Origin of the sequence: Rhodobacter xanthinilyticus, assembly GCF_001856665.1 — a bacterium.
In the GTDB taxonomy this organism is placed as follows: domain Bacteria; phylum Pseudomonadota; class Alphaproteobacteria; order Rhodobacterales; family Rhodobacteraceae; genus Rhodobacter; species Rhodobacter xanthinilyticus.
Window position 1 is genome coordinate 1,478,222 of record NZ_CP017781.1, and the last position, 26,989, is coordinate 1,505,210.

At 70.2% G+C, this 26,989-nt stretch carries 23 protein-coding genes and 1 pseudogene; 6 read left to right on the forward strand and 18 right to left on the reverse strand.

The features are described from left to right. Window positions 1–111 precede the first annotated feature (111 nt). The 5 genes from LPB142_RS07325 to LPB142_RS07345 all read right to left on the reverse strand — a co-directional run bounded on the left by LPB142_RS07325 (window position 112) and on the right by LPB142_RS07345 (window position 4,762). On the reverse strand, window positions 112–1,077 hold the full coding sequence (locus LPB142_RS07325) for an FAD:protein FMN transferase (protein WP_071165969.1): 966 nt from the start codon (window positions 1,075–1,077) through the stop codon (window positions 112–114). Then, on the reverse strand, window positions 1,058–3,262 hold the full coding sequence (locus LPB142_RS07330) for a PepSY domain-containing protein (RefSeq protein ID WP_071165970.1): 2,205 nt from the start codon (window positions 3,260–3,262) through the stop codon (window positions 1,058–1,060). The genes LPB142_RS07325 and LPB142_RS07330 overlap by 20 nt, the downstream gene beginning before the upstream one ends. Before the next feature lie 15 nt (window positions 3,263–3,277). Continuing rightward, complete coding sequence (locus LPB142_RS07335) at window positions 3,278–3,748, reverse strand: DUF2271 domain-containing protein (RefSeq protein WP_071165971.1); 471 nt, start codon at window positions 3,746–3,748, stop codon at window positions 3,278–3,280. Window positions 3,749–3,770: 22 nt separating this feature from the next. Next, window positions 3,771–4,193 (reverse strand): hypothetical protein, encoded by a 423-nt coding sequence (locus tag LPB142_RS07340; RefSeq protein WP_071165972.1) that lies wholly within the window; start codon window positions 4,191–4,193, stop codon window positions 3,771–3,773. A 185-nt stretch (window positions 4,194–4,378) separates the two neighbouring features. After that, window positions 4,379–4,762 carry a PepSY domain-containing protein gene (locus LPB142_RS07345; RefSeq protein ID WP_071165973.1) on the reverse strand — a complete coding sequence of 128 codons (384 nt, stop codon included), beginning with the start codon at window positions 4,760–4,762 and terminating at the stop codon, window positions 4,379–4,381. A gap of 139 nt (window positions 4,763–4,901) precedes the next feature. On the opposite strand from LPB142_RS07345, the gene LPB142_RS07350 reads away from it, so the two are divergent. Both LPB142_RS07350 and LPB142_RS07355 read left to right on the forward strand, forming a co-directional pair. Then, complete coding sequence (locus LPB142_RS07350; RefSeq protein ID WP_071165974.1) at window positions 4,902–5,561, forward strand: response regulator transcription factor; 660 nt, start codon at window positions 4,902–4,904, stop codon at window positions 5,559–5,561. Then, window positions 5,558–6,898: a sensor histidine kinase gene (locus LPB142_RS07355; protein WP_071165975.1), complete on the forward strand. Its 1,341-nt coding sequence runs from the start codon at window positions 5,558–5,560 to the stop codon at window positions 6,896–6,898. Before LPB142_RS07350 ends, LPB142_RS07355 begins: the two co-directional genes overlap by 4 nt. Here the strand turns inward: LPB142_RS07355 and argE are convergent. The 9 genes and pseudogenes from argE to LPB142_RS07400 all read right to left on the reverse strand — a co-directional run bounded on the left by argE (window position 6,886) and on the right by LPB142_RS07400 (window position 18,495). Next, entirely contained in the window at window positions 6,886–8,022 is a 1,137-nt protein-coding gene (gene argE, locus LPB142_RS07360) for an acetylornithine deacetylase (RefSeq protein ID WP_071165976.1), read from the reverse strand. The two genes, LPB142_RS07355 and argE, sit on opposite strands and share 13 nt — an antisense overlap. A gap of 10 nt (window positions 8,023–8,032) precedes the next feature. Beyond that, window positions 8,033–10,096, reverse strand: a complete 2,064-nt coding sequence (locus tag LPB142_RS07365) for an oxidoreductase (RefSeq protein ID WP_071165977.1) — start codon at window positions 10,094–10,096, stop codon at window positions 8,033–8,035. 122 nt (window positions 10,097–10,218) lie between these two features. Then, entirely contained in the window at window positions 10,219–11,169 is a 951-nt protein-coding gene (locus tag LPB142_RS07370; protein WP_071165978.1) for a LysR family transcriptional regulator, read from the reverse strand. A 66-nt stretch (window positions 11,170–11,235) separates the two neighbouring features. Further along, window positions 11,236–12,719 (reverse strand): annotated as a pseudogene (locus LPB142_RS07375) (aldehyde dehydrogenase). After that, window positions 12,716–13,393, reverse strand: coding sequence for a DUF1028 domain-containing protein (locus LPB142_RS07380; protein ID WP_071165979.1), 678 nt, complete (start codon window positions 13,391–13,393; stop codon window positions 12,716–12,718). Before LPB142_RS07380 ends, LPB142_RS07375 begins: the two are co-directional and overlap by 4 nt. Window positions 13,394–13,499: 106 nt before the next feature. Next, complete coding sequence (locus LPB142_RS07385; protein ID WP_068765098.1) at window positions 13,500–13,913, reverse strand: RidA family protein; 414 nt, start codon at window positions 13,911–13,913, stop codon at window positions 13,500–13,502. A 12-nt stretch (window positions 13,914–13,925) separates the two neighbouring features. Beyond that, window positions 13,926–15,185 (reverse strand): flavin-containing monooxygenase, encoded by a 1,260-nt coding sequence (locus LPB142_RS07390; protein ID WP_071165980.1) that lies wholly within the window; start codon window positions 15,183–15,185, stop codon window positions 13,926–13,928. Then, window positions 15,166–16,626: a 4-hydroxyphenylacetate 3-hydroxylase N-terminal domain-containing protein gene (locus LPB142_RS07395; RefSeq protein ID WP_071165981.1), complete on the reverse strand. Its 1,461-nt coding sequence runs from the start codon at window positions 16,624–16,626 to the stop codon at window positions 15,166–15,168. Before LPB142_RS07395 ends, LPB142_RS07390 begins: the two co-directional genes overlap by 20 nt. A 228-nt stretch (window positions 16,627–16,854) precedes the next feature. Then, window positions 16,855–18,495, reverse strand: coding sequence for an acyl-CoA synthetase (locus tag LPB142_RS07400; protein ID WP_071165982.1), 1,641 nt, complete (start codon window positions 18,493–18,495; stop codon window positions 16,855–16,857). 379 nt (window positions 18,496–18,874) lie between these two features. On the opposite strand from LPB142_RS07400, the gene LPB142_RS19375 reads away from it, so the two are divergent. The 4 genes from LPB142_RS19375 to LPB142_RS07420 all read left to right on the forward strand — a co-directional run bounded on the left by LPB142_RS19375 (window position 18,875) and on the right by LPB142_RS07420 (window position 22,673). Then, on the forward strand, window positions 18,875–19,309 hold the full coding sequence (locus LPB142_RS19375; RefSeq protein ID WP_071165983.1) for a PAS-domain containing protein: 435 nt from the start codon (window positions 18,875–18,877) through the stop codon (window positions 19,307–19,309). Between the two features lie 38 nt (window positions 19,310–19,347). Next, complete coding sequence (locus LPB142_RS07410; RefSeq protein ID WP_071165984.1) at window positions 19,348–20,859, forward strand: PAS domain-containing sensor histidine kinase; 1,512 nt, start codon at window positions 19,348–19,350, stop codon at window positions 20,857–20,859. After that, the gene (locus LPB142_RS07415; protein WP_068765103.1) at window positions 20,856–21,587 is read left to right on the forward strand and encodes a winged helix-turn-helix domain-containing protein; all 732 of its coding nucleotides are present in this window, start codon (window positions 20,856–20,858) and stop codon (window positions 21,585–21,587) included. Before LPB142_RS07410 ends, LPB142_RS07415 begins: the two co-directional genes overlap by 4 nt. A 111-nt stretch (window positions 21,588–21,698) precedes the next feature. Beyond that, the gene (locus LPB142_RS07420; protein ID WP_198037875.1) at window positions 21,699–22,673 is read left to right on the forward strand and encodes a DnaJ C-terminal domain-containing protein; all 975 of its coding nucleotides are present in this window, start codon (window positions 21,699–21,701) and stop codon (window positions 22,671–22,673) included. 122 nt (window positions 22,674–22,795) lie between these two features. Here the strand turns inward: LPB142_RS07420 and LPB142_RS07425 are convergent, their stop codons facing one another. From LPB142_RS07425 to LPB142_RS07440, 4 genes are read right to left on the reverse strand one after another with little or no spacing between them, the layout of a single operon-like run. Then, the gene (locus LPB142_RS07425; RefSeq protein ID WP_071165985.1) at window positions 22,796–24,220 is read right to left on the reverse strand and encodes a gamma-aminobutyraldehyde dehydrogenase; all 1,425 of its coding nucleotides are present in this window, start codon (window positions 24,218–24,220) and stop codon (window positions 22,796–22,798) included. A 23-nt stretch (window positions 24,221–24,243) separates the two neighbouring features. Next, window positions 24,244–25,053: an ABC transporter permease gene (locus tag LPB142_RS07430; RefSeq protein WP_071165986.1), complete on the reverse strand. Its 810-nt coding sequence runs from the start codon at window positions 25,051–25,053 to the stop codon at window positions 24,244–24,246. Further along, window positions 25,043–25,981, reverse strand: coding sequence for an ABC transporter permease (locus LPB142_RS07435; protein ID WP_071165987.1), 939 nt, complete (start codon window positions 25,979–25,981; stop codon window positions 25,043–25,045). The genes LPB142_RS07430 and LPB142_RS07435 overlap by 11 nt, the downstream gene beginning before the upstream one ends. Continuing rightward, window positions 25,978–26,961 carry an ABC transporter ATP-binding protein gene (locus LPB142_RS07440; protein WP_071165988.1) on the reverse strand — a complete coding sequence of 328 codons (984 nt, stop codon included), beginning with the start codon at window positions 26,959–26,961 and terminating at the stop codon, window positions 25,978–25,980. Before LPB142_RS07440 ends, LPB142_RS07435 begins: the two co-directional genes overlap by 4 nt. Window positions 26,962–26,989 lie beyond the last annotated feature (28 nt).

Sequence of the window (26,989 nt, forward strand, 5' to 3'; positions counted from 1 at the left end):
CCGGGCGGCGGCGGGTTCCCTCGGGCGGCGGATTTTTGCCGCAGGGCGCGCGAAATCGTGCCGGGGCCGGGGAAGGGGCCCCGCGCGGCGCCCCGCGCGAGGCCGTGCGGCTCAGGCCGCCGCGGCGCCAAAAAGCCGCCCCACGCCGCGCGCCTCGGCGAGATTGCCATCCGCCCCGCGCAGCAAGAAGAGTGCCTCGAGCCCCGCGCGGCGCGCCAGATCGAGCCCCGCCTCCGGCCCCGCCACCATCAGGGCCGTCGCCCAGGCATCCGCCGCCGCGCAGCTTTGCGCGACCACCGTCACCGAGGCGGGCGCGGCCAGCAGCGGCATGCCGCGGCGCGGGTCCATCGTATGGGCAAGCGCGCGGCCCTGCACCTCGACGAAATGGCGATAATCGCCCGAGGTCGCGACCGCCGCCTCCTCGAGCACGAGCATCGAATGGGGCGTGCGCCGCCCGACCTCGGGCGCCTCGACCGCGATCGTCCAGCCCGCGCCATCGGGCCGCCGGCCGAGCGCGCGCATCTCGCCATCGATCCCGACGAGCCCCGCCGTGACCCCCGCAGCCTTCAGCGCGCGGGCCAGACAATCGGCGCCATAGCCCTTCGCGATGCCGTTGAGATCGAGCGAGACCGGCGCGAGGCGGCGCGCGCGCGCGCCCGCGCGGTCAAGCTCCACCGTCTCCCAGGCCGGGCGGCGCGCGGCCGTGCGCGCCGCGCCGATCGCGGCCTCGCTCGCCCCCTCCGGGCCAAAGCCCCAGGCCCGCACCGCATCGCCCAGCGTGAGATCAAACGCCCCGCCCGAGGCGCGCCCGATCGTCAGCCCGAGATGCAGCACCTCCCCGATCTCGGCCCCGAGCGCCACCCATTCGCCGACCGGCGCGGCGTTGAGCCGGTTCAGATCGCTCCCCGCGCGCCAGAGCGACATCTGCGCATCGACCCGCTCGACGGCGGCCTGGAGCGCGGCGCTGAGCGGCGCCGTCCCGGTGCCCTCGGGCAGATAAAGGAGCGCCGACCAGCGCGTGCCCATCGTCGGCCCGTTGAGCGCGACGCGCACCAGATCAGTAGACATCTTCGACATAACGCCCCTCCGCGCGGAGTTGGGCCGGGGAAAGCCCCAGCGGTTCGAGAATTTCGGCCATCGCCTCGGCCACGCCCTCGGCCATCGCGCGCCCGCCGCAGATCATCACCCGCGCGCCCGCGCCGACCAGCCGCGCCACCTCCTGCGCCTCGGCGCGCAGCGCGTCTTGCACATAACGCGGCCGCGCGCCGCGCGAGGACGCCGTGGTGAGCGCGCCGAGCCGCCCCTCGGCCTGCCAGGCGGCAAATTCCGGCCCGTAGAGGTAATCCGAGCGCAGATCGCGCTGGCCATAGAAGAGATGCACCGGGCGGCGGCGGGCATTGGCGCGGATGAACCCGGCCAAGGGCCCGACGCCCGAGCCCGCGCCGATCAGGATCAGCGGGCTGCGGCCCTCGGGCGCCTGAAAGCCCGGGTTCGGCCGCAAGAAGGCGGTGATCTCGTCGCCCGGCTGGAGCGCGAGAAGCTGCCCCGAGCACAGCCCGCCCGGGTGGCGCGAGACGACAATCTCGACAAAGCCGTCGCGCGCGCCCGAGGCCAGCGAGTAGAACCGCGGCACCTCGGAGCCCCGGGGCAGAACCCCCAGCAGATCGCCCGGCGCAAAGCGCGGCGCGCGCCCGGTCAGCCGCGCCAAGAGCCCCGCGCGGGGCGTGGCAAAGCGCAGGATCGAGATCGGCGCCTGCACGGCCTCGCCGTAATCGCGCCGCGAGAGGAGGGCGAGACGGTGGGTCCGGGGCGCGGCCTGCGCGGCGGCGGTGATCGCAAGATCATGGCCGAGCGCGGCGCCAAGCGTGGCGAGCCAGGCGTTGATCTCCTCGGCCGCGCCGGCATTGACCGCGCCCATCGGCACGAGCGCCGCCCAGCCCTTGGCCTCGGCCGCGGCCGCGACCTTGCGGGCATAGCCGCAGAACGCGGGGAAGGCGCGGTCGCCAAAGCCGAGGAGCGCATAGGGCGCGGCAGGCGCGGCGGGGAGGGCGGCGAGGCGGTCGAGGAAGCCTGCGGCCGAGGCGGGGGCCGCGCCCGAGCCATAGGTCGCGCTCAGGATCAGATGGGCGCGCGCCTGCGCCGCCGCGGCGGGCGCAAAGCCCGACATCGGCGCGATATGCACCCGCTCGCCTGCCGCGCTGAGCGCGCGCCCCAGCGCCTCGGCCGTGGCGCGCGTGGTGCCGCCCTCGCTGCCGACCCAAAGCACGAGGCTCGCCTGCGAAAGCGCCACCTGCGGCGCGCGCGCCCCGCGCCGACGGCCCCGCGCCCAGAGCAGGAGCCCGCTCACGCCGAGCACCGGCACCCCCGCCGCCGCGAGGCCCAGAAGCCCCGCCCAAAGCGCGGTGCCCTCGCCGCTGTGCAGCCGCTCGAGAAGTGCGCTCATTCGCGTCATCGGCGAGGTCGTGGCCTCGGAAATCACCGCGCCGGTGCCCTGGTCGATCGTGGCCGAGCCGGTCGCGGTCTCGAGCGTGTAGAAATCCTGCGCGTCGCCGGGCGTCGGAAAGCTGAGGCTTTCCATGGCGCTGGCGGGCGTCTCGGCGAAAAGGGGGATGGTTTCGGGCGCCGCGCCCATGCTGCCCGAAACAGACATCGGATAGGCTGGCAGCGCCGCCGTGTCAGGCAAGAGATCGAAGCTCGAGGCGGTCAGCCAAAGCCCGGTCAGCGCCGAAAACGCGAGGAGCACGAAGCTCGCGCGGCCGATCTCGGCATGGACCCGCGCCGCGCCCCGGCCCGGCAGCGCGCGCAAAAGCCCGCCCCAGCCGCCCGCGCGGCGTTTGAGCAGCATCAGCCCCGTGAGCGCCAGCGCCAGCATCGCCGCCGCCCCGCCCGCCACGATCAGCCGCCCGGTATCCTCGAGAAAAAGCGCCCGGTGCAGGTTCGTCAGCCACACCAGAAGCGCATCGGGCCCGGCCTCGACGAGCGGCGCGCCGCTCAGCGGGTCGATCACCGCCGAATGCGCCGCGCCATCGGCAAACCACCAGGCGGTGAGCGCCCCCGAAGGCGCCCGCCGCAGCTCTTCGATCATCGGGATCTGGGCGGTGACCGCGCGCATCAGATCGGCGAGGCTGAGCCCCGCGGGCAGCGCGGGCGCGGCGAGCGCATCGCGCGCCGCCAGAACCGCAAGCCCCAGCCCGCTCAGGCTGATCACCGAAGCGAGCGCCGTCGTGACGAGCCCCGCCCATCTATGAATCGCGCGGATCATGCCCTTTCCCCCCGCTCAAAGCCCGTAGCTGAACGAGGCGATATAGCGGCTGCCCGCCACCGCCTGACCCGCCCCCGCCCGCGTCAGCGGCACGGTGATTTCGCTGGGCACGTCGCTCATCTTCTCGACCGAGCTGTCGATATGCAGCGTATAGCCCGCATCGAAGAGCGCATCGGCGAGATCGAGCGTGATCTCCAGCGTGCGGCCCGCGCCGACCGAGGCGCCGGTGATCCCGTTGACCTCGGCGACATTGCCGCCCGTGGCCCGATACCAACCCACAAGGTGCTGATAATACTTGGATTTGCCGCCCGCCATCCAGAGCGAGCCGACATATTGGCCCTGCGCATCGGTGACGTAATAGGCCAGATAGGCGCCGTCGCCGCCATAGTTCGAGAGCGTGGTGGTGAAGGTCACCGGCGTGGCCATCGCGAGCGCAGGCAGCGTCATCGCGGTGGTGGCGCCGAGCGCAACAAGAAGCGGTTTCATGGGTGTCTCTCTTTCTCTGAGCTTACTTGGTGACCACGGCCGGCGCGCCGCCCGGCACGAAGAGCCCGTTTTTCGGCGGCGCAACCGAGCCCGCGGGCGCCGCCTGCGGGCCGCCGCGACCGTCGTCGTCATCATCATCGTCGTCGTCGTGGTGATCGCCCTTGCGGCCACGGCGCGCGTCATCATCATCGTCGTCATCATGCCAGACCCGCTGCCAGATCGCGCCGATCCCGTCGGCATCGGCATGGCGCTCGCCCCGGCGGGCGGCGGGCGCGGGCGTCACGGGGGTGGCGTTCGCATCAAGGAACTGCACCGAGACCGAGCCCGTGGCGGGCGCGGGCAACAGGGCCTGCGGCGCGGTCGCGGGGGCCTGGGCGAGCACCGGCAGGGCCAGCCCCGCAGCCAGCGCGGCCAGCGGGGCGAGGATCAGGACTTTCGAGTTCATGGGTCACTCCTAAACTGTCTATGACGCCTATCTGGCCCCCGGGGCTGAGGGTTTCCTGACAGGGGCGCAAAAACTTCGTCAGCTTCCCGTCAGCTTTCGCGTGGCCCCGCAACCCCTTGCGCCAAAACGAAAAACCCCGCCCGGGAGGGCGGGGCGCCGGAGGGGGTTCTCCGGGTCAGTCGCGCTCAATGATGGTCGTCATGCTCCTCGGCGCCGGGCAGATGGCCGAGCAGCTTCTTCCAGCGCGCGCGCAGCTCCTCATGCTCGTGATCGTCATGGCGCGCCCGCGCCTCGGGGGTATCGGTATAGTCGAGCTCAAGCACCTCGAGCGTCGCCGGGTTCAGCTCCACCACCATCGGCCGCCCCGTCGCATCGGTGCCGCGGATCTTGTAACAGCCGTCGTCGATGCGCAGCTTGCCGATGCTCCAGCCCTTTTCCGCGGCCATCGCCACCACCGCCTCGCGCGGCTGCCACTCGGCCATCGGCACGAAGCAGTCCTCGTCATCGGCCCGCGCCATCCCGGCCGGGATCAGCGCGCAAAAGAGCAGAATTGTCAGCGGTTTCTTCATCGGGCAAACTCCGGCCAACCGGGCCATGCGACGGATATGCGCGGCGAAACTGACAGGATCCTGACGCGCTGAAAAGCCCCGCGTCAGCTTTCCGTCAGATCCGCGCGATAGAGCCGGGGCAGGCCGGAAAGGACGAGCGATGCGGATCTTGCTGATCGAGGATGATACGGTTCTGGGCGCGGCGGTGCGCGACCAGATCGCGGCGGATGGCCAGACGGTCGATTGGGTGACGCGGCTTGATCTCGCGCGCGAGGCGATGGCGGGCACGGGCTATGACCTCGTGCTGCTCGATCTGATGCTGCCCGACGGGCGCGGGATCGCGTTCCTGCGCGCGGTGCGCGCGCGCGGCGAGACGGTGCCGGTGATCATCCTGACCGCGCTCGACCAGATCTCGGACCGCATCGAGGGCTTGAACGCGGGCGCCGATGACTACCTCGTCAAACCCTTCGATCTGGCCGAGCTCTCGGCGCGGATCGGGGCCGTCGCGCGCCGCTATAGCGGCAACCCCAACCCCTTGATCCATATCGAAGATCTCGAGATCGACCTGGCGCAGAAACGGGTTTCGCGGGGGGGCAAGGCGGTGAGCCTGACGGCGCGGGAATGGGCGCTTTTCGAGGCCTTCCTCTCCCGCCCGGGGCAGGTCTTCTCGCGCGCGCAGCTCGAGGACAAGCTCTACGCCTTCGACGCCGAGGTCGAGAGCAATGCGATCGAGGTCCATATCAGCCGGTTGCGCAAGAAGCTCGGCGCGCGCGTGATCGCGACCGAACGCGGCCTTGGCTACCGGCTGGTGGCGCGGTGAGGCGGCTCACGAGCCTGCAGGCGCGGCTCGGGCTGACGCTCGGGGTTGCGCTGACCGCGCTTTGGCTCGCCGCCGGTTCGCTCACCGCGCTGATCTTGCGCGGCGAGATGAATCAGGTCTTCGACGCGGCGCTGAAGGAGACCTCGGACCGGATCTTGCCGCTCGCGGTGATCGACATCATCTCCCGCGCCGAGGCCGAGGAGCCCGGCGTGCAGCGCCTTGCCACCGCGCGCGAGGGGGATGAGTTCTTCACCTATATCCTGCGCGACGAGACCGGCGCGCTCTTGATGCAATCCCATAACGCCGAGCCCTCCGCCTTCCCCGCCTGGCAGGGTCCGGGCTTTTCCGAAGACGCAACCTACCGGTTTTACAGCGATTTTGCCCTGAAGGGCACGGTGCGGATCACCGTGGCGGAGCCGCTGGCGCATCGCGCCGAGGTCGCGCGCGAGATCCAGATGGGGCTCTTGGCGCCGCTTCTGCTCGTGCTGCCGCTCGCGCTCGCGGCGGTGGCGGTGGGCGTGCGGCTCTCGCTCGGCGCGGTGCGCCGCTTCCGCGCGGCGCTCAGCGCGCGGGGCCCGCGCGATTTCTCGCCCTTGCCCGAGGCCGGGCTGCCCGCCGAGATCGCGCCGCTCGCCTCCGCGCTCAACGGCGTGCTCGCCCGCCTCGAGGCCGCCTTCGCGGCCGAGCGCAGCTTTGCCGCGAACGCCGCGCATGAGCTGCGCACGCCGCTCGCCGGCGCGATCGCCCAGGCCCAGCGGCTGCGCGCCGAGACCGCCGACCCCGCCGCCGCGGCCCGCGCGGGCGAGATCGAGGCCGTGCTCAAGCGCCTGACCCGGTTCGCCGAGCGCCTGATGCAGCTTGCCCGCGCCGAGGGCGGCCGGATCCGCCGCGCCGAGGCCGCCGATCTGCGCCCGGTGCTGCGGCTCGTGGCCGAGGATGTGGCGCGCGCGGGCGGGGAAGGGCGGGTCTCGCTCGATCTGCCCAGCGCGCCGGTGCGCGGCGATATCGACCCCGATGCGCTGGCGATCCTGACCCGAAATCTCCTGGAAAACGCGCTGCGCCATGGCGCCGAGGGGCGCCCGGTGGGCCTCACGCTCACCCCCGCGGGCGCGCTCAGCGTCACGAACGACGGCGCCCCCGTGCCGCCCGAGGTGCTCGCGCGCCTCACCACGCGGTTCGAGCGCGGCGCGGCCGAGGCCGAGGGCTCGGGCCTCGGCCTCGCCATCGTCGCCGCGATCGCCGAGGGCGCGGGCGGCGCGCTCACGCTCCGCTCGCCGATCCCGGGCGCCGCGGGCGGCTTTTGCGCCGAAGTGCGGCTGCCGGTTCAGCCCGGCTGAGCGCCGACGAGCCGCGCCAGAACCGCCCCGCAAAGGGCAAGCTCCGCAACCTCGATCGATTCGTCGGGCTGGTGGCCGTCGTCCATCGTGCCCGGCCCGCAAACCACCGTCGGCAGCCCGAGCGCGGCAAAGGCCCCCGCCTCGGTGCCAAAGGCGATCGCGGTCGGGCGCGGGTCGGGGAGCGCGGCGAGGAGCGGCGCGAAGGCCGGGTGGGCGAGATCGGCGGCGAGCCCGGGGTAGCGCCCGGTCTCTTCCACCTCGAGCGCCGCGCGCGCCTCGGGCGCAAGGCGCGCGAGCATGCGCTCCAGGATCTCCTCCGGGGCCTCCTCAGCCAAGTGACGGATTTCAAAGAGAACGTCCGCGCTGTCGGGGACGATGTTGAGCGCCGAGCCGCCGCGCATCACGCCTGCGTGGATCGTCGAGGAGGGCGGCACCTGGCTCGGATCCTGCGCGCCCGCGGCGCTCAGATGGGCCTGTTCGGCGCGGATCGCGAGGATCAGCTCGGCCGCCGGATGCAGCGCGTTGCGAAACGCCGGCGCCGAGGCCGAATGCCCCGCCTCGCCGCGCGCGGTGGCGCGGTAGCTCACCTTGCCCTTGTGGGCGCGCGCGGGCCGCATCCGGCTCGGCTCGCCGACGATGACGAGATCGGGCCGCCCGAGCACCCGCGTCACATGCGGCGCGAGCTCGGCGATGCCGCGGCAGCCGACCTCCTCATCCCAGCTGAGCGCAAGCGCCACCCCCCGCGCGGGCGGCGCGGCGGCAAACCCCTCCGCGAGCGCCAGAACCACCGCCAGAAACCCCTTCATATCGGTCGTGCCACGGCCATGGACGCGCCCGCCGCGCCGGGTGAGCGCAAAGGGCGCGAGGCTCCAGCTCTGGCCCGCGACCGGCACCACATCGCTATGGGCCGAGAGGAGCACACCCCCCTGCGGGCCGATCCGCGCGAGCAGCCCCGCCTTCGGCGCGCCCGCAGCGGCGATCTCGGTGACCGCAAAGCCGCAGGCCGCGAGATGGGCGCGGACATGGGCGATGAGCTCGAGATTGCTTTCGCTCGAGACCGTGGGGAAGGCCACGAGCGCCTCGAGATGGGCGAGGATCCGCGCGAGCGGCGGGGCAGGGGGCATCACTCTCTCCTCAGGCAAGCGCGGTCACCTCGCGCCGGAAGGGCAGCGCGTCGCCAATATCGGGCGTATCGAGCTCGCGCGCATAGCGGTGGCCCGCATAGGTCGCCCAGGCGATCGGCCCCGGCGCGGCGGCGTCGCCGATCCGCTTGACCGAGGCGATCCCGGCCTCGGCCCACTCCGCCGCGCGCGCCTTAAGCTCTTGATAAAGCATATCGTCCGAGACGCGCGAGGTGACGAGCACCACCGCCTCGGCGCCCCGCTCCGCCCGCGCGCCGGTATAGACGCATTCGGTCACCACCCCGCCCGCGGTGATCTCGGCAACCGAGGTGTTGAGCACGATCGTCACCCCCGCTGCGACGAGCCGGCGATGGATCGCGCCCTGTTCGAGCGTGTTGAGCGTCCAATCCGAGACATGGGCCGAGGGGGTGATCAGCGTCACCCGGGCGCCTGCCTGCGCCAGCGCCTCGGCGATCACCCCGCCCATGTAATAATGGTCGTCGTCGAAAAGCACGACCTCGCCCGCGGGCAGGCGCCCGGCCATGATGTCATCGGGGGTGAAGACCGCCATCCCGGCCGCGATCGGCATCGCCAGGACATGCGCCCGCGCCACGCCATCGGCCCGCCAATGCGACCCGGTCGCGAGGCAGACATGCTCGAAGCCGAATTCGAGGATCTCCGCCGCGCTCAGCCGGCTCTCGAAATAGGTCTCGACATTGGCGCTCTGGCCGAGCTGATACGCGCGGTAATCGGCGACCCGCCCCCAGGCCGAGAGCCCGGGCAGGAGCCGCTCGCGCGCGACGCGCCCCCCAAGGGTTGTGGCTGCCTCCGCCAGAGCCACATCATAGCCGCGAAGCGAAAGCCCCCGCGCCGCCTCGAGCCCCGCCGGCCCCGCGCCCACGATCAGCACCTTCTCGCTCGGCCCCTTCGCGTTCATCCGTTCCGGGTGCCAGCCCTTGCGCCATTCCTCCATGAAGGTCGGGTTCTGCGTGCAGCGCGAAATCGACATCGTCATGTCGCCGGTGATGCAGATATTGCAGCCGATACACTCGCGGATGTCCTCGATCCGGCCCTCCGCGATCTTTCTGGGCAGGAACGGATCGGCGATCGAGGGCCGCGCGCAGCCGATGAAATCGAGCACGCCTTGCCGCACGAGCCGCGCCATCACATCGGGCGAGGTGAAGCGCCCGACGCCCACGACGGGGCGCGAGGTCAGATCGCGGATGCCGCGCACCAGGCTCTCCTGCGCGGCCTCGTCCTTGAACCGCGAGGGGCCCGAGCACTCCTCCCAGCTGCCCTGCGCGAGATCCCACAGATCGGGCAGATCGGCGTTCATCTCGACGAACTCGCGCAGCTCGGCGTTGGAAAACCCAAGCGCGCCAATGGTTTCGTCGAGGCTGACCCGCAGCGAGAGCGCCATCCGGTCGCCCACCGCCTCGCGGATATCGGCCACCACCTCGTTGACGAACCGCGCCCGGTTCTCGAGGCTGCCGCCATATTCGTCGCTCCGCTGGTTGGTCGCGCGGCTGAGAAAATGTTGAAAGATCCCAAAGCCATGCGCGCCATATAGGCAGATCAGGTCGAAGCCCGCGCGCTCCGAGCGGCGCGCGGCGTTCACGAACCAGCGCCGCAGGTTGCGGATATCGGTCTTGTCCATCGCGCGCGCCTGCACCGGGTCGTTGGTGAAGGTGCGAATGGGCAGCGCGGTGGGCGCGAGCGGCACCTCCTTGGTATAGAGGTTCGGCCCGTTGATGCCGGAATAGGCGAGCTGGATACCGGCCAGCGCGCCGTGGCTCTTCATCGCCTCCGACATCCGGTTGAGCGCGGGAATATCCGCGTCATCCCAAAGCCGCAGTTCGATGAACGGGGTGATCTCCGAGCTGTGGTGCATCTCGGTCTGTTCGGTGAAGATCACCCCCCAGCCGCCCTCGGCCTTCACCCCGCGCATCGCCGCCACCGCCGAAGGGTCGCGATAGCCGCCGCCGTTGCAATGGGGCACCTGATAGAAGCGGTTCTTGGCGGTCAGCGGCCCGATGCGGACCGGCTCGAACAGGATTTGATAGGGATCGGGCGGCATGTGACACTCCTTGGGCGCCCGTTCGGGCCCGGGCGGGGCGGGGGCGGGCTGGCCCGATCCTCCGGGGTTCGGGGCGGGCGGTAAAGAACCCGATGCGAAAGCCTGACTTAGGTTTTTCCTAATCAGACATCGCGCTGCACGCCCTGGTGCAGCTGCAACCCCGGGGCGCGGGCGGGGGTGATCTCGCGCCGCGCGTGCTCGACAAAGGCCCGGATCGTCGAGGAGGCGCGCGCCCCTTCGGTCATCATCAGCCCGAGTTTCAACGGCCGCACCGGCCCGGTCAGCGGCACGAATTTCAGCCGCCGCCCATCGGGCGCAAGATCGGTGACGGGGCGGATATTGGCCAGCGAATAACCAAAGCCATTGGCCACCAGAGCCCGCATCACCGCCATGTCGCGGGTGCGCTCGGCGATCCTGGGCGCCGCGCCCGCTTTGTTGAAAAAGGACAAGAAATACTCCGCAGACATCGGCAAATCGAGCAAGATCATCGGATAATCGACAAGTTCGCTCGCCGAGAGCGCGGCGCGATGGGCGAGATCATGGGTCTCGCCAAGCAGCACGAAGGGCGGCAGATCAAGGAGCGGCACGAAGCTCAGATCGGGCGGCAGGTTGAGATCATAGCTCAGCGCGATATCGAACCGCGCCGCCCGCAGCCCCTCGAAAAGCTCGGCCTGATCGCGCTCGAATTGCCGAAACCCCACCTCCGGGTGCAGATCGACAAAACTGCGCCGCAGCTGCGGCAAGACGATATGGGCAAAGCTCGAGAGGCACCCGACATTGAGCGGCCCGCGCACCTTGCCGGTGATGTCATTGGCCAGATCATGGAGCGCGCGCGCCTCGGCCAGCACCCGCCGCGCCTGCTCGATGAAGCGCGCGCCGCCCTGCGTCAGCGCGAGCCCATGGGCATGGCGGCGGATGAACAGCGGCAGCCCGAATTCCGCCTCGAGCTGGGCGATGGCGGCCGAGATCGAGGGCGAGGAGACATTGACCTTCTCCGCCGCCAGCGCGATCGAGCCACATTCCCCCACCGCCACGAAATATTCGAGCTGTCGCAGCGTGATGCGTAAGGCCATGACTCAGCCGATCCTGTCTCGCGTTAGCCTCTCCCTAAGCCACCCTGCGCCCGCCCCGGACCGCCGTCAATAGGCGATCCAGGTGGTCTTCAGCGCGGTATATTTGTCGAAGGAATGCAGCGACAGGTCGCGCCCGAAGCCCGATTGCTTCATCCCCCCGAAGGGCGTCATCGCCGAAAGCGCATCGACCGTGTTGACCGAGACCGTGCCCGCGACGAGCGCCTCCGAAACCGCCATCGCGCGGCTGAGATCCTTCGTCCAGACCGAAGCGGCGAGCCCGTAAACCGTGTCATTGGCGAGAGAAATCGCCTCCGCCTCGTCGCGGAAGGTCTGGATCGCGAGCACCGGGCCAAAGATCTCCTCGCGCGCGATCCGCGCCGCGCGCGGCACATCGGCGAAGATCGTGGGCTCGATGAAGGCGTCCGAGCCGCCGATCGTGAGCCGCTCGCCCCCCGCCACGAGCCGGCTCGACTGCCGCCCCGAGGCGATGAACCCCGCCACCCGCTCGGCGTGCCGCGCATCGACCATCGCACCCATTTTCGTGGCCGGGTCGAGCGGGTTGCCGGGCCGGATCGCCGCGGCGCGCAGGCGCATCCGCTCGATCATCTCCTCGGCGATGCTCTCGTGCACCAGCATCCGCGAATTGGCCGAACAGACCTCGCCCTGGTTGAAGAAGATCCCGAAGGCGGCCTTGTCGGCGGCGGCCTCGAGATCGGCATCGGCAAAGATCAGGTTCGGGCTCTTGCCGCCGGTCTCGAGCCAGACCTGCTTCATGTTGCTCTCGCCCGCATAGCGCTGGAACATCTTGCCGACCTCGGTCGAGCCGGTGAAGACGAGGCAATCGACATCCCCATGCCGCCCGAGCGCCTGACCTGCCTCCTCGCCATAGCCCGGCACGACATTCAACACGCCATCAGGCAGCCCGGCCTCGGCGGCAAGCTCCGCGAGCCGCAGCGCCGACAGCGGCGATTGCTCGGCCGGTTTCAAGACCACCGAATTCCCCGCCGCAAGCGCCGGCGCGAGCTTCCAGGTCGCCATGTCGAGCGGGAAATTCCACGGCACAACCGCCCCCACGACCCCCAGCGGCACGCGCCGCACAAGCGCCAGATCGCGCCCCCCGTCGGTGCCACCTCGTCATAAAGCTTGTCGATCGCCTCGGCATGCCATTGGAAGAAATGCGCCGAGCCGGGCACATCGACCGTCACCGTCTCCGAGATCGGCTTGCCCATGTCGAGCGTATCAAGCAGCGCAAATTCCTCGAGATTTTCGCGCAAAAGCGCGGCGAGGCGCAACAGAACCTCCTTGCGCGCGCCCGGCGTCCGGCGCGACCAGCGCCCGTCCTCGAAGGCCGCCCGCGCCGCCCGGACCGCGCGGTCGATATCCTCCGCCCCCCCGCGCGCAAGATCGCTCAGAACCGCCCCCGTCGCCGGGTTCACGCTCTCGAACCGCCCCCCCGCGGCCGCGGGCACGAACCGCCCGTCGATCCAGCAGTCCGTGCGGAAGCTCAGCGCCGCGGCGCGCGCGGCATAATGCGACAGGCTTTGCATCATTCGTCCCCCGGAACGCCATAAGAGGGCGCCGCCGCCGGGGCGAGCGCACGCGTCACATAATCCCCGGCCTGCGGCGCATAGACCTCCCAGGCCCGGCCCAGCGCCGCAATCGGGCAGCCCTCGTCGAGCCAGTCGATGCGCAACTCGGCCCAGGGCCAGGCCTGCTCGGCGACGATCAACATCCCCGCCGAGCGCACCGGCCCCGCCTCACCGCCAAGCGCCAGCCCCGCCCGCATCGCCGCCATCAAACGGTCGCCGAGCGCCCCGCCCGTGGCCTCGAACGCCGCCACCATCGCCGCCGGAACCCCGGGGTCGGCCAGCAAATTCCCCGCCGCCACACAATCGCGCCCCATCGCCTCGCCCACGACGCCGAGCGCAAAGCCCCCCGAATGGATCGCCACGCCCCCCGCGCCATCAATCGCCAGCAATTGCCGGTAATCGGCAAAGCGATCGGCCGCCACCGCCGCCGCCACCGCCGCCGCGGCCGCCGCCCCCCCGGCCATTTCGCCCAGCATCACCGGCCCGAGCCCCGGGTTCGTCACATTCTGGCTCGCCGCCGCCCCCACGCCCGCCCGCGCAAAGGCACAGCGCGCCGCCACCGCCGGCGAGGACGACGAAATCGCCACCCCGAACTGCCCCGTTTGCGCACATCGCGCCACGATCGAAAACGTCATCCCGCTCGCCCCTTGCCCTTCATCTTGCCAAAAATATCCCGGGGGGCCCGGGGGGCTGGCCCCCCGGACCTCGCCCCCCGACCTCGCCCCCCGGACCTCGCCACACTCAATCCGGGATCACCGCCGTCGCATCGATCTCCACCAGCCACGAGGGCCGCGCCAGACAGCTCACCACCACCCCCGTCGAAACCGGATGCACGCCCTTGATATATTCCCCCATCACCCGATAGACCGCCTCGCGGTGGCGCACATCGGTCAGATAGACGACGACCTTCACCAGATGCTCCATCGTGCCACCCGCCTCCTCGATCAGCTGGCGGATGTTCTGCATCACCTTGTGGGTCTGCTCGGTCGGGTCGAAACTGCCAATATCGGCCGCGGTATCAAGGTCTTGCGGGCACTGGCCGCGCAGAAAGACCATCGTGCCGCGCGCGACGACCGCCTGGCACAGATCATTGTCGAGCTTCTGCTCGGGGTAGGTGTCGCGGGTGTTGAACGGGCGGATACGTTTGTGCGCCATGATGTCCTCAGGTTACTTGGTGTCGGAAACGGCCGGCCGATAGGCCAGATAGCCGCGCTGTTTGCAGATATGATCGGCGATATATTTCGCGTCGTGCCAGACCCCCCAGATGAAGGACGAGCCGCGCCGCGTCTGCCAGGGCAGACCGAGGAAATAGACCCCGGGCTCGGTCGACACGCCGCGCTGATGGGCGGGGCGGCCGGCGGCATCAAAGGCGCCCACCTGCAACCAGCCGTCCTCGCGGCCAAAGCCGGTGGCCCAGATCACCGTGGTGATCCCCGCCGCGGCGAGATCGAGCGAGAGCACCGGGTCGGTCATGCAGGCCGGCGCCGGGCCGATCAGATGCGCCTGCGGCTCCTCGGGCAGGTCGAGCCCATGGCGCGCGACATAAGCATCGGCCTCGGCGAGAAGCCCGAGATAATTCGCGTCGCCCGCGGTGATATTGGCCGCCAGATCGGGCGCGAAGGTGAGCTTGCCGCCCGCAAACCCCTCGGTCCGGCCCAAAAGCACCATCCCCCCCGCCGCCAGCGCCCGGAAATCGACCGTCGCGCCGCCATGCGCGCCCGACACCGCGATGGTGGTGTGCTCGACCCCGGGCGTCGCCTCGGCATCCCATTTGTTCAACACCCCCAGCCACCAGACGAAATCGCGCCCCCGGTAGCGGCGCGGCGGGCGGCCATGGGGGCCGACCGAGAGATAGACCTTGCGCCCCGCCTCCTGCAGCTCGGCCGCGATCTGCACCCCCGACGAGCCCGAGCCCACGACCAGCACCGCGCCCGGCGCGAGCTGATCCGGCGCGCGATAGGCCACCGAATGGATCTGCGCGACGCCCGCGCTCTCGGGCAGGATCGGCGGGATCAGCGGGCGCTGAAACGGCCCGGTCGCGGCCACGACATACTCAGCCTCGACCACGCCCGCCGAGGTCTCGGCGATGAACCCCGCGGCCCCGGGCTTGCGGGTGAGTCGCGTCACCGCCACGCCCTCGCGGTAAGGCGCGTCGATTTTCTTCGCGTAATCAACGAGATAATCCGCAACCGCCTCTTTGGCGACAAAGGCCTCCGGGTCGCCCGCGAACGCCATCCCGGGAAAGCGGTCATGCCAGGCCGGCCCGTTCGCCACGAGCGAATCCCACCGCTCCGAGCGCCACCGCTCCGCCAGCCGCGCGCGCTCGAGCACCAGATGGCCGACCCCCGCCCGCCCCAGATGCTCGCTCATCGCGATCCCCGCCTGACCGCCACCGACGACCAGAACCTCAACCTTCTCGACACCCATCCTGCGTCCTTTCGCTCTTGTCCGTCGGGGGCCCGCAGCCCGCGCCGCAGCCCAATTCCATCGAAAACCACCGCGTTGCCCGCGGCGCGAGGGCGCCGGCCGGCGGCGCGGCCCCCGCAGGCGCCGCAATCGCGCCCAGACCGGCCGCGCGCCGCACCAGATCGAGCGGCCCCTCGAAATCGAAATTGCCGTAAAGCGCGGCGCGCTGGGCCTGCGGCGCGCCCTGCGCCAGCCCGAAATAGCTCAGCCGATGCCCCGCCTGCGCCGAGTTGATCAGCTCGCGCGCAAAACCCATCAGCCGCGCGCGATCCTCGTCCTCAGCACCCGCCTCGGGCAGCGCCAGCGCCCCCCCGCACAAGAGCCGCGCCCGGCTCATCGCCGGCCCGAGCCCCTCGAGCGCCGCCATCCGCCCGGCGTAAAGCATCGCCTGCGCAGGCATCATCAGCCCCCCGGGCGAGCGCTCCGCCAGCGCCACCGCTGCGCTCAGATGCGCCTCGATCCCGGTGCGATAGGCCGCGAGCGCGACAAGGCTGTCCTGCACGCCCTGATCGGCCTCCCGACCGGCCTGACGCAGCGCCCGGAGCACCGCGCCGAGGAGCAGATCGGCCTGACGCAAGAGCCTGACCAGAAAGGGAAAGGCGCTGTAACGGTGGCGCGTGGCGCCAAGCAGCCGCGCGGCCTCGGGCTGACGGTAGAAGAGCAGGTTCTCCCAAGGGATCAGCACGTCGTCGAAGTGCAAGATGCAGTCGATCTCATCGAGCGCAAGGCCGGTGCCGCCCGCCGCCGCCGGCGCACAGTGGATCGTCAGCCCGGGCGCCGCGAGATCGCACAGAAACCCGAGCGCCGCCTCGGGCGCGAGCGCGCCCGCCTCGCCCGGCGCCGGGCGCACCAGCACCCGGTTCGCCACCGCCGCCGCCGTCGCCACCTTGGCGCCGCGCACCACCACCCCCGCATCGCTCTCGCGCACCGCGTGTAGCGGCGCGCCGCCCGCCGGCTCGGCCGCCGCCGTCACCTCGAACAGATCCTCGCGCGCCGCGGCCTCGACCTTGGCCGCCACCCCCGCGCCAAACCGCGGGTCGAGCGCATCGAGCGCGGGCGCGGCATCGAGCAGCGCCCAGAACTCGCCCGAGGTCTCATCGCCCAGCCGCAGCGGCAGCCCGCCAAGCGCATCGAGCACCACCTCCGCCGCGCGCCGCTTGGCCCACCAATCGGCCTGCGCATAGGGCAGGGCGGCGGCCACCGTGCAGGGCTCGCCCGCGCGGATCTGGGTCAGAAGCGGAGCGGTGGCGGCCTCCTGCGCGAGGTCATGGACCCGCGCCCGCGCCGCGATCATCGGCGCAAACCCCGGCGCGCGCGTCACATCCGACACCCGCGCGCCGCCGCACAGAACGTGGCGGGCATCGCGGATCGAGGCCAGATAGGCGGCGCCGGTGCGGATCATCGGGGTGGGCTCCTGAGCAGATATCTCCCGCCCAGGCTCGCAAAGGCGCGGCTTCGGAAAAAGTATAAGATTTATCCGCCGGGCTTAGGAGAAACCTAAGTCAAGCGCCCCGGCGGCAGATTGCGTATTTTTGCCAAGAAGAAACGGATGGGGTTTCTTCTTGGTGCAAATACGCAAAATCCGCCGCCGGGGCCCGCGGCTCGTCCGGGAAGAGGGGCCGCGGCCGCCTCAGCCTTGCAGCTCCATCTCGCGTGCCCGGTCGCGCAGGAGGAATTTCTGCACCTTGCCGGTCGAGGTTTTCGGCAGATCGCCGAAGACCACGGTTTTCGGCGCCTTGAAATGGGCCATGTTCTGGCGGCAATGCGCGATCAGCTCGGCCTCGCCGATCGTCGAGCCCTTGCGCAGCGTGACGAAGGCGCAGGGCGTCTCGCCCCAGCGCTCATGCGGGCGCGCGACCACCGCGGCCTCCATCACCTCGGGGTGTTTGTAGAGCACATCCTCGACCTCGATCGAGGAGATGTTCTCGCCGCCCGAGATGATGATATCCTTCGAGCGGTCCTTGAGCTCGATATAGCCATCGGGATGCATGACGCCGAGATCGCCCGAGGCGAACCAGCCGCCGCGGAAGGCCTCGTCGGTGGCCGAGGGGTTCTTCAGATAGCCCTTCATCACATTGTTGCCGCGCATGAAGATCTCGCCCATCGTCTGGCCATCGGCGGGCACCGGCTCCATCGTATCGGGGTGGGCGACCATCAGATCTTCCATCGCATGGTTGCGCACGCCCTGGCGGGCCTTGAGCCGCGCGCGTTCGGGCAGCGGCAGCGCGTCCCATTCCTCATGCCAGGCGCAGGTGACAGCCGGGCCATAGGTCTCGGTCAGCCCATAGCCATGGGTCACGTCAAAGCCGAGCGCCTCCATCTTCTCGATGATCACCGCGGGCGGCGGCGCGCCGCCGGTGAGCACCTTGATGCCGGGGGCAAGGCCCTCCTTCATCTCGGCGGGCGCATGGACGAGCATCGCAAGCACCACCGAGGCGCCGCAGAAATGCGTCACGCCCTCGGCCTTCATCGCCCGGAAGATCGCCTCGTCGCGCACCGCGCGCAGGCAGACCGCCACCCCGGCCGCCGCCGCGATCGTCCAGGGGAAGCACCAGCCGTTGCAATGGAACATCGGCAGCGTCCAGAGGTAGACCGGCCGGTCGCCCATGTTCCAGGCGACGATATTGGTCATCGCGTTGAGATGCGCGCCGCGGTGGTGATAGATCACGCCCTTCGGGTTGCCGGTGGTGCCGGACGTATAGTTGAGCGTGATCGCATCCCATTCGCTCTCCGGCCGGCGCCAGGCGAAATTGGGCGTGCCCTCGGCCAGCAGCGCCTCATAATCGAGCGCGCCGATCTTGCGCGCCGGGCCAAAGCTCGGGTCGGTGATATTGACGACGAGAAGGTTGCGCCGCCCCGCGATATGGACCGCCCGGTCGACGATCTCGGCAAATTCCGGGTCGACGAAGATCACCTTGGTCTCGGCGTGGCTGAGGATGAAGGCCACCGCCTCGGCATCGAGGCGCGTGTTGATCGCGTTCAGCACCGCCCCGGTCATCGGCACGGCGAAATGCGCCTCGAACATCTCGGGAATATTGGTCGCCATGATCGAGATCGTATCGCCCGGCCCATAGCCGCGCGCCGCGAGCGCCCCGGCCATCTGCCGGCAGCGCGCATAGGTCTCACCCCAGCTGCGCCGGGTCTCGTTATAGACCACCGCGAGCCGGTTCGGAAACACCCGCGCCGAGCGCTCCAGGAAGCTCACCGGCGTCAGCGCGAGATAATTCGCCGGGGTCTGCTCCACCCCGATGTTGTAGATATTGTGCTCCATCGTTCCTCCCGAATGGCTGGGGCTCAGGGCCCGGTCGCAAACCCGGCGGGGGAGGAGGGGGGCGGCAAGCGCGGCGCGGGGGCGCCCGAAGCGCCGCCCGCGACGTCGGAGGAGGTGACGCGCGGGCGGCTGGATGCGCCGGCACGCATCCGACGGCCCGGCGGGGTGCAGATCAACCCCCGCGCAAACCGTATCTCGTCAATTTCGGCGGTCTCCTCCCGCTTGTCGCGCCAGATCCTCCAAACCCGGCGAGCCAGAAACTATGGCCAGACCCGTGTTGCGCAAGTTTTCTTCAATTGTAGCGAATTGTGACGGGGCGCATTCTGGCCTTGGGGCGCGGGGGCGGATCGTGCAATCTGGCCCCGAGGAGAGAGCCCCGATGCCGCCAGAAACCGCCGACCCGCGCCGCGCCGCGCTCCTGAGCGAGGCGCTCCATGAGCTCGAACAGGGCTATGCGGTCTTTGATGAGCACTTCCGCCTCGTCGCCTGGAACGAGCGGTTCTTCGCGCTGCATGATTTCCCGCTCGAACTGGCCGCGCCGGGGGTGGAATACCGCGCCTTTGTCACGCTCTTCGCCGAGCGGGGCGATTATGGCCCGGGCGAGCCTGAGCGGCTTGTCGCCTGGCGGCTGGCGGGGGCGGCGCGCCATGAGCGGATCCAGATCGATCTGGCGAAACCCGGCGGGCGGGTGATCGAGGCGGTGGGGCGGCATCTGCCCTCGGGGGGTATCTGTCGACCTGCGCCGATGTCACCGACCGGCGCCGCCATGAGGCGCGGCTCGAGGCGGCGGTCGAGGAGCGCTCGCGCGCGCTGAGCGCGTCCGAGGCGCGGCTGGCGCTGATCGCCGACGAGGTGCCCGCCGGCATCGCCCATATCGACCGCGAGATGCGCTTTCTCTACGCCAACCGCCGCTTTGCCGCCGCCTATGGCAAGCGCCCGGGCGAGGTGATCGGGGTCTCGGCGGGCGCGCTTTTGCACCCGCGCACGATGGCGCAATCGAGCCGCTATTTCGAACAGGCCCGGCGCGGCGCGCAGGTCGATTTCGAGATGCGCATCGAGCTGCCCGGGGGCCGCGTCAAGGAGATCCGCACGCTCCTGCGCCCCGAGACGCTGACCGCGCCCGAGGCGGGCGCCCCCGGCGAGGTGATCGGCTTTTATCTCCTCTCGATCGACGTGACGCGGCGCAAGGCCACCACCGGCGCCTTGATGCGGGCGCAAAAGATGGATGCGCTGGGCCGGATGGCGAGCGGGATCTCGCATGATTTCAACAACTTGCTGACCGTTCTTCTGGGCAATCTGCTGCCCCTCTCCGATGAGCTCGCCACCCGCGAGGGCCTCGCGCCGCTCAACGCGGAATATCTCGCCCCCGCGATCTCGGCCGCGCGGCGGGGGGCGGCGCTGACCAGCCGGCTCTTGACGCTCGCCCGGCGCGAGCAATATGCCCCCGAGCCCACCGATATCGCCGAGGCGGTGGCGGAGATCTGTGCGCTCTTGCGCAGCTCGCTGCCGCGCGGGCTTGACCTTCTGGAGGAAAGCGCCGCGGGCCTGCCGCAAGCGCTCGTCGATCGGGCGGGGCTCGAGATGGCGCTGCTCAATCTCGTGCTCAACGCCCGCGATGCGACCGGCGGCACCGGCGCGATCCGCGTCACGCTCGATTGCCACAGCCTGCCGCCGGGCGAGGCGGAGCTCCTCTATCTGCCCGCGGGCCGCTATCTGCGGCTGCGGGTCGCCGATGACGGCTGCGGCATGTCGGCCGAACAGGTCGAGCGGATCTTCGAGCCGTTCTTCACCTCGAAGGCGGCGGGCGGCGGCTCGGGGCTCGGGCTCTCGATGGTCTATGGCTTCGTCAAGCAATCGAACGGCGCGATCCATGTCGAGAGCGCGCCGGGGCAGGGGGCGGTCTTCTCGATCCTGCTGCCCGAGGTCGAGGGCGCGGGCGCCGCGCCCACGCCCGCCGCCCCGCCCGCCGCCGTCCCCGCCGCGCGCCCGCTCGTGCTGCTTGTCGAGGATGACCGCGAGCTGCGGCGCAGCCTGCGGCGGCGGATCGCGGCGCTGGGCTATCCGATCCTCGAGGCCGAGACCGGCGCCGAGGCGCAGGCGCTCGCGGTGCGGGTGGGCTCGGTGGGGATCGTGCTCTCCGATATCGACCTCGGCGCCGCTCCCGACGGGCTCGCGCTCGCGCGCCATCTGCGCGCCACCCGCCCCGGGATCGGGCTTGCGCTGATGAGCGGGCGGGGCGATCTTCTGGCGCGCGCGGCGCTCGATCTGCCCGGTGTGGCGCTGCTGGCCAAACCCTTTGACGAGGCCGAACTTGTCCAGACCCTGCGCGCCGCGCAGGCCCAAGCCCCGAAAGGCGCGCGATGAGCCAGCTGATCTACCTCCTCGAGGATGACCCCGATATCACCCGGCTGATCGAGCGCACGCTGACCCAGCAGGGCTTCACCCCCCGCAGCTTCCGCCGCCTCGCCGAGATCGAGCGCGCGCTGCGCCGCGAGCTGCCCGATCTGTGCCTGATTGACCTGTCGCTGCCCGATGGCGACGGGCTCGGGCTGATCGGCTCGGGGGCGCTGCCGCCCTCGGTGCCGCGCGTGATCGTGACCGGGCGCGGCTCGGTCACCGACCGGGTGGTGGGGCTCGAGATCGGCGCGGATGATTACATCGTCAAACCTTTCGAGCCGCGCGAGCTCGCCGCGCGGCTGCGCGCGGTCTTGCGGCGCGCGCGCGGGGGCGCGGGGCCCGGCGCCGCCGCCGCGGGCGCCGAGCCCGCGCCCGAGACCGCCCGCTTTGGCGGCTGGCGCGCCAATCTCTCCGCCTGCCGGCTCGCGCATGAGGATGGCCGCCAGATCGCGCTCTCCTCCTCCGAGACCCGCCTCCTCGAGGCGCTCCTGCGCGCGCCGGGCCGGGTGATGAGCCGCTCGCAGCTCCTCGACGCGACGCAGGGGCGCTCGGACGAGCCCTTCGACCGCTCGATCGACGCGCGGGTGTGCCGGTTGCGGCGCAAGATCGAGCCGCGCCCGCAAGACCCGGAGATCATCCGCACCGTCTATGGCGCGGGCTATATCCTGACGGTGGATGTCACCTGGGAGGGCTGAAAGTGCCCAAAATTTCAGCAAGGCCCGCGCCGGGGGCGATTGTTTTGCCGCCCGGCCTCCCCATATCTGACCCAAACGCGCCGCATCGGCGCAGGATATGGACGACAGATCATGGCACAAACCACCCTGAAGAGCCCCTATGAGGTGCTGGGCGTGGCCAAGACGGCCAGCGCGGCGCAGATCAAGAAAGCCTATCGCAAGCTCGCCAAGGAGCTGCACCCCGACCAGACCGGCAACGACCCCGCCAAAGCCGAGCGTTTCAAGGAGGTCGCCGCCGCCTATGACCTTCTCGGCGACACCGAGAAACGCGCGAAATTCGACGCGGGGATACTTGATGCGCAGGGCAATGAGCGCGCGCCCGAGCCGCCCTTTGGCGCGCGCGGCGGCCCCTGGGGGGCGCGGCCCGGCGCCCACCCGGGCGCCCATCCCGGCACGCAGGGCTTTGACTTCTCGGGGAATTTCGACGATCTGGGCGATATCTTCGCGCAGGCCTTCCGCGCGGGCCAGGGCCAGGGGTTTGGCGGCTTTGGCGGGGCGCGCGGCGGCGCCGGCCCGCGCCCGATGCGCGGCGAGGATCTGCAATTTCATATCGAGGTGAGCTTCCTCGAGGCGCTTTTGGGCGCGAAGAAGACCCTCGGCCTGCCCGAGATCGGCCGCCTCGAGGTCACCATCCCGGCCGGGATCGCGGAGGGGCAGGTGCTGCGGCTCGCGGGCAAGGGCGCGCCCGGGGCGAATGGCGGGGCCGCGGGCGACGCCTATCTGCGGGTGAGCGTGGCGCCCGACGCGCGGTTCGCGCGCGAGGGCGACGATGTGGTGATGGATCTGCCGATCTCGATCGACGAGGCGGTCTTGGGCGCCACCATCGAGGCCGAGATCCCGGGCGGGCGGGTGCGGCTCAAGGTGCCGCCGATGAGCTCCTCGGGGCGGATGCTGCGGCTGCGCGGCAAGGGCGTGCCGCGCAAGGGGGGCGCGGGCGATCTGCGCGTGCGGCTCAAGATCGTGCTGCCCGAGACGGGCGATGCGGGGCTGACCGAGGCGATCAAGACCTGGCGCGCGGCCCAGTCCTACGACCCCCGCGCCCAATAACGAAAAAACCCGCGCGGCCCCGGGGCGGACCCGGGGCGGCGCGGGAGGTGCGCGGGCAGGGGACCGGCCCGCGCGGGGAAGCGCCAGGCGGGTCTTGCCCCGCCCGACGGCATCTCAACGCCTCAATGCGCGACCATCACATGCCGCACGAGCGAGTAATCCTCGAGCGCATAGGAGGACATGTCCTTGCCATAGCCCGATTGTTTCATCCCGCCATGCGGCATCTCGTTGGTCAGCATGAAATGCGTGTTCACCCAGGTGCAACCGTATTGCAGCCGCGTGGCGACCTCCATGCCCTTCGAGATATCCTTGGTCCAGACCGAGGAGGCGAGGCCGTAATCGCTGTCATTGGCCCAAGTCACCGCCTCGTCGGCCTCGGTGAAGCGGGTCACCGAGACGACCGGGCCGAAGACCTCGCGCCGCACGATCTCGTCGCTTTGCAGCGCGCCCGCGATCACGGTGGGCTTGTAGAAGAAGCCGGGGCTCTCGGGGATCTCGCCGCCGGTGGCGACCTCGATATGGTTGGCCTCGCGGGCGCGGGCGACAAAGCTCGCCACCCGGTCGCGCTGGCGCATCGAGATCAGGGGCCCGATTTCGTTCAGGCTGTCATCGGCGTTGCCAAAGCCGATCGTCGAGACCGCATCGGCCAGCGCGGCGACGAATTTCTCGTAGATCGGCGCCTGGGCATAGATCCGGCAGGCGGCGGTGCAATCCTGGCCCGCGTTGTAATAGCCAAAGGCCCGCAGCCCCGCGACGGTGGCCTCGATATCGGCATCGTCGAAGATGATCACCGGGGCCTTGCCGCCGAGCTCGAGATGGGTGCGCTTGATCGTCTTGTTCGCCGCCTCGAGGATCTTGCGCCCGGTCGCGATATCGCCGGTGAGCGAGATCATCGCGACCTTCGGGTGGTTGATCAGCGCCGAGCCGACGCTCTCGCCGCGCCCGAGGATGATGTTCACGACCCCCTCGGGCAGCACCTCGGCGAAGATCTCGGCCATCGCGAGCGCGGTCAGCGGCGTCTGTTCGGAGGGTTTGAAGACGACCGTATTGCCCGCCGCGATCGCCGGGGCGATCTTCCAGGCCATCATCATCAGCGGATAGTTCCACGGCGCGATCGAGGCCACGACGCCGAGCGGGTCGCGCCGGATCATCGAGGTATGGCCCGCCAGATATTCGCCCGCGACCGGGCCGGTCATGCAGCGCACCGCGCCCGCAAAGAAGCGGAAGCAATCGACGATCGCGGGGAGCTCGTCGCCGAGCGCGAGCTGGCCCGGCTTGCCGCAGTTGAGCGCCTCGAGGGCGGCCAGCCGCTCGGCCGAGGCCTCGATCTTCTCGGCGATCTTGAGCAGATAGCCCGAGCGCGCGGCCGGCGTGGTGCGCGACCAGCCCGCGAAGGCGGCCTCGGCCGCGGCCACCGCCGCCTCGACCTGCGCCAGCGACGCCTCGGGCAGCGAGACGATCATCTCGCCGGTGCGCGGGTTCAGGATCTGCTCTTCGGTTTCCGTGCCGCCGACCAGGTCCGCGCCAATCAACATCTTGGTTTGCATGGGGTTTTCCCTCTCCCTTCGGGTCATTTCTCGGCGCCGGCGGTCGATTCGCCGTCGCGGGTCAGGTAATAGGCGGCCACGATCGGGATCACCGTGACCAGCACCACCGCCATCGCGACCACATTGGTCACCGGGCGTTGACGCGGGCGCACGAGCTCTTCGAGCATCCAGATCGGCAGCGTGGTTTGCTGCCCCGCGGTGAAGGTGGTCACGATCACCTCATCGAAGCTGAGCGCGAAGGCGAGCATGCCCCCGGCGAGCAGAGCGGTCGCGATATTGGGCAAGATCACCAGACGGAAGGTCTGCAGCCCATCCGCGCCCAGATCCATCGCCGCATCGATCAGCGCCGCATTCTGGCGGCGGAACCGCGCGACCGCGTTGTTGTAGACGATCACGATGCAGAAGGTCGCGTGACCGAGCACGATCGTCCAGGTGCTGAACGGGATCTCGAGGAGCGCGAAGGCCGAGCGCAGCGAGATGCCGGTGATGATGCCGGGCAGCGCGATCGGCAAGATCACGAGGAGCGAGATCGTCTCGCGGCCGAAGAAGCGCGAGCGCGCCACGGCGGCGGCGGTGAGCGTGCCCATGATGAGCGCGATCGCCGTCGAGATCGCCGCGACCTTGACCGAGAGGCCGAGCGCCTCCCAGACATCGCCGCGCCCGAGCGTGACACCGAGCCATTTCAGCGTGAAGCCCGGCGGCGGCCATTGGAAGCTCTTTTCCTCGGTCGAGAAGGCATAGAGGAAGATCAGCGCGATCGGCGCGAGCAGGAAGACGAGCCCGGCGGCGGCGGAGAGTTTGAGCGCAAGCGGCGCACGGGTCTCAGAGTGCATCGAAAGCCCCCAGTTTGCGGGCGATCGTCAGATAGACGCCCATGATCACGATCGGCACCACGGTGAAGGCGGCGGCGAGCGGGATATTGCCGGCCGTGCCTTGCTGCATGTAGACCGCCTGGCCGAGGAAGAGCCGCCCCGAGCCCACGATCTGCGGGATGATGTAATCGCCCAAGGTGAGCGAGAAGGTGAAGATCGACCCCGCCACGACGCCCGGCAGCGCGAGCGGCGCGAGCACCATCCAGAAGCTCTGGCGCGGGGTGGCGCCGAGATCGGCCGCCGCCTCGAGGAGCGGCGCGGGCACGCGCTCGAGCGCGGCCTGCATCGGGATGATCATGTAGGGCAGCCAGATATAGGTGAAGACGAGGAAGGTGCCGAGATAGCTCACCGAGAGCGAGTTGCCCCCCACCACCGGCAGGCCGAGCACCGCGTCGAGGAGCCAGCCCAGATGCAGCTTGGCAAAGATCCAGGTCAGGATGCCTTCCTTCGCGAGCACCAGTTTCCAAGCATAGACCTTGACCAGATAGCTCGACCACAGGGGCAGCATCACCCCGATATAGAAGAGCGCCTTGAGCCGGCCCTTGGCATAGCGCGCGGCGAAATAGGCGATCGGGAAGGCGAGCGCCACCGAGGCGAGCGTCACCGAAGCCGCCATCACCACGGTGCGCGCGATGATGTCGAAATTCGCCGGGCGCAGCAGTTCCGCATAGGTCTTCAGCGTCGGCTCGCGCACCACCACGCCGGAAAATTCGTCGATCGAGAAGAAGCTCTGCATCAGGAGCGCGATCAGCGCGCCGATATAGACGATGCCGAGCCAAAGCACGATCGGCAGCACCATGAGAAGCGTGAAGAGCCCCGGATGGCGCAAGATCCATTCCACCGCGCGCGGCGCAAGGCCTTGACGCGGCGGGAAAATCGCCTCGCTCATGCGCCCGCCTCCATGACATGGACGCGCCCCAGATCCCAGGAGATGCGGGTCTCGGTGCCGGGCTCGGGGAGGGTCTCGGCGGGCGCGACCAGCGCGGTCAGATGCTGGCCGCCCAGATCGAGATGCAGCTTCACCACGCGGCCATGGAAGAACCGCCCGGTGACGCGCGCCGCCCGCCCGGCCGGGTCGAGCCGGATATCCTCGGGCCGCAGGCTCGCCCAGGCGCCCGCCGGCCCCGCGCCCGCGAGATCGGCCGGGATCACATTCGAGGAGCCGACGAAATCGGCGACAAAGCGGCTCGCCGGGCGGCGATAGATTTCCTCGGCCGAGCCCACCTGCTGCATCCGGCCCTCGGCGAAGACCGCCACGCGGTCGGCCATCGAGAGCGCCTCTTCCTGGTCATGGGTGACGAAGACGAAGGTCAGTCCGAGCGCGCGTTGCAGCCGGCGGAGTTCTTCCTGCATCTGCTCGCGCAGCTTCAGATCGAGCGCGCCGAGGGGCTCATCGAGGAGCAACACCTTCGGCTTGTTGACGAGCGCGCGCGCGAGCGCCACGCGCTGGCGCTGACCGCCCGAGAGCTCGCCCGCGCGCCGCTCGCCATAGCCCGCCAGCTCGACCAGCGCCAGCGCCTCTTCGGCCGCGCGCGCCCGCTCGGCACGCCCAACGCCCTTCACCCGCAGCCCGAAAGCCACGTTCTCGCGCACATTCATATGCGGGAAGAGCGCATAGCTCTGGAACACGGTGTTCACATTGCGCCGGTAGGGCGGCACGCCTTCGGCGGTCTCGCCGAAAATCTCGATATGGCCGGCGGTGGGTTGCTCGAACCCCGCGATCAGCCGCAGACAGGTGGTCTTGCCCGAGCCCGAGGGGCCCAGCATGGCGAAGAACTCGCCTTCGCGGATCTCGAGGTCCACGCCATCCACGGCGCGCACCGAGCCAAAGTGGCGCGAGACGCCACGCATCGTCACTGCAGAAGTCATCGTCAGTCTTTCCGGGGGGGGAGGGGGG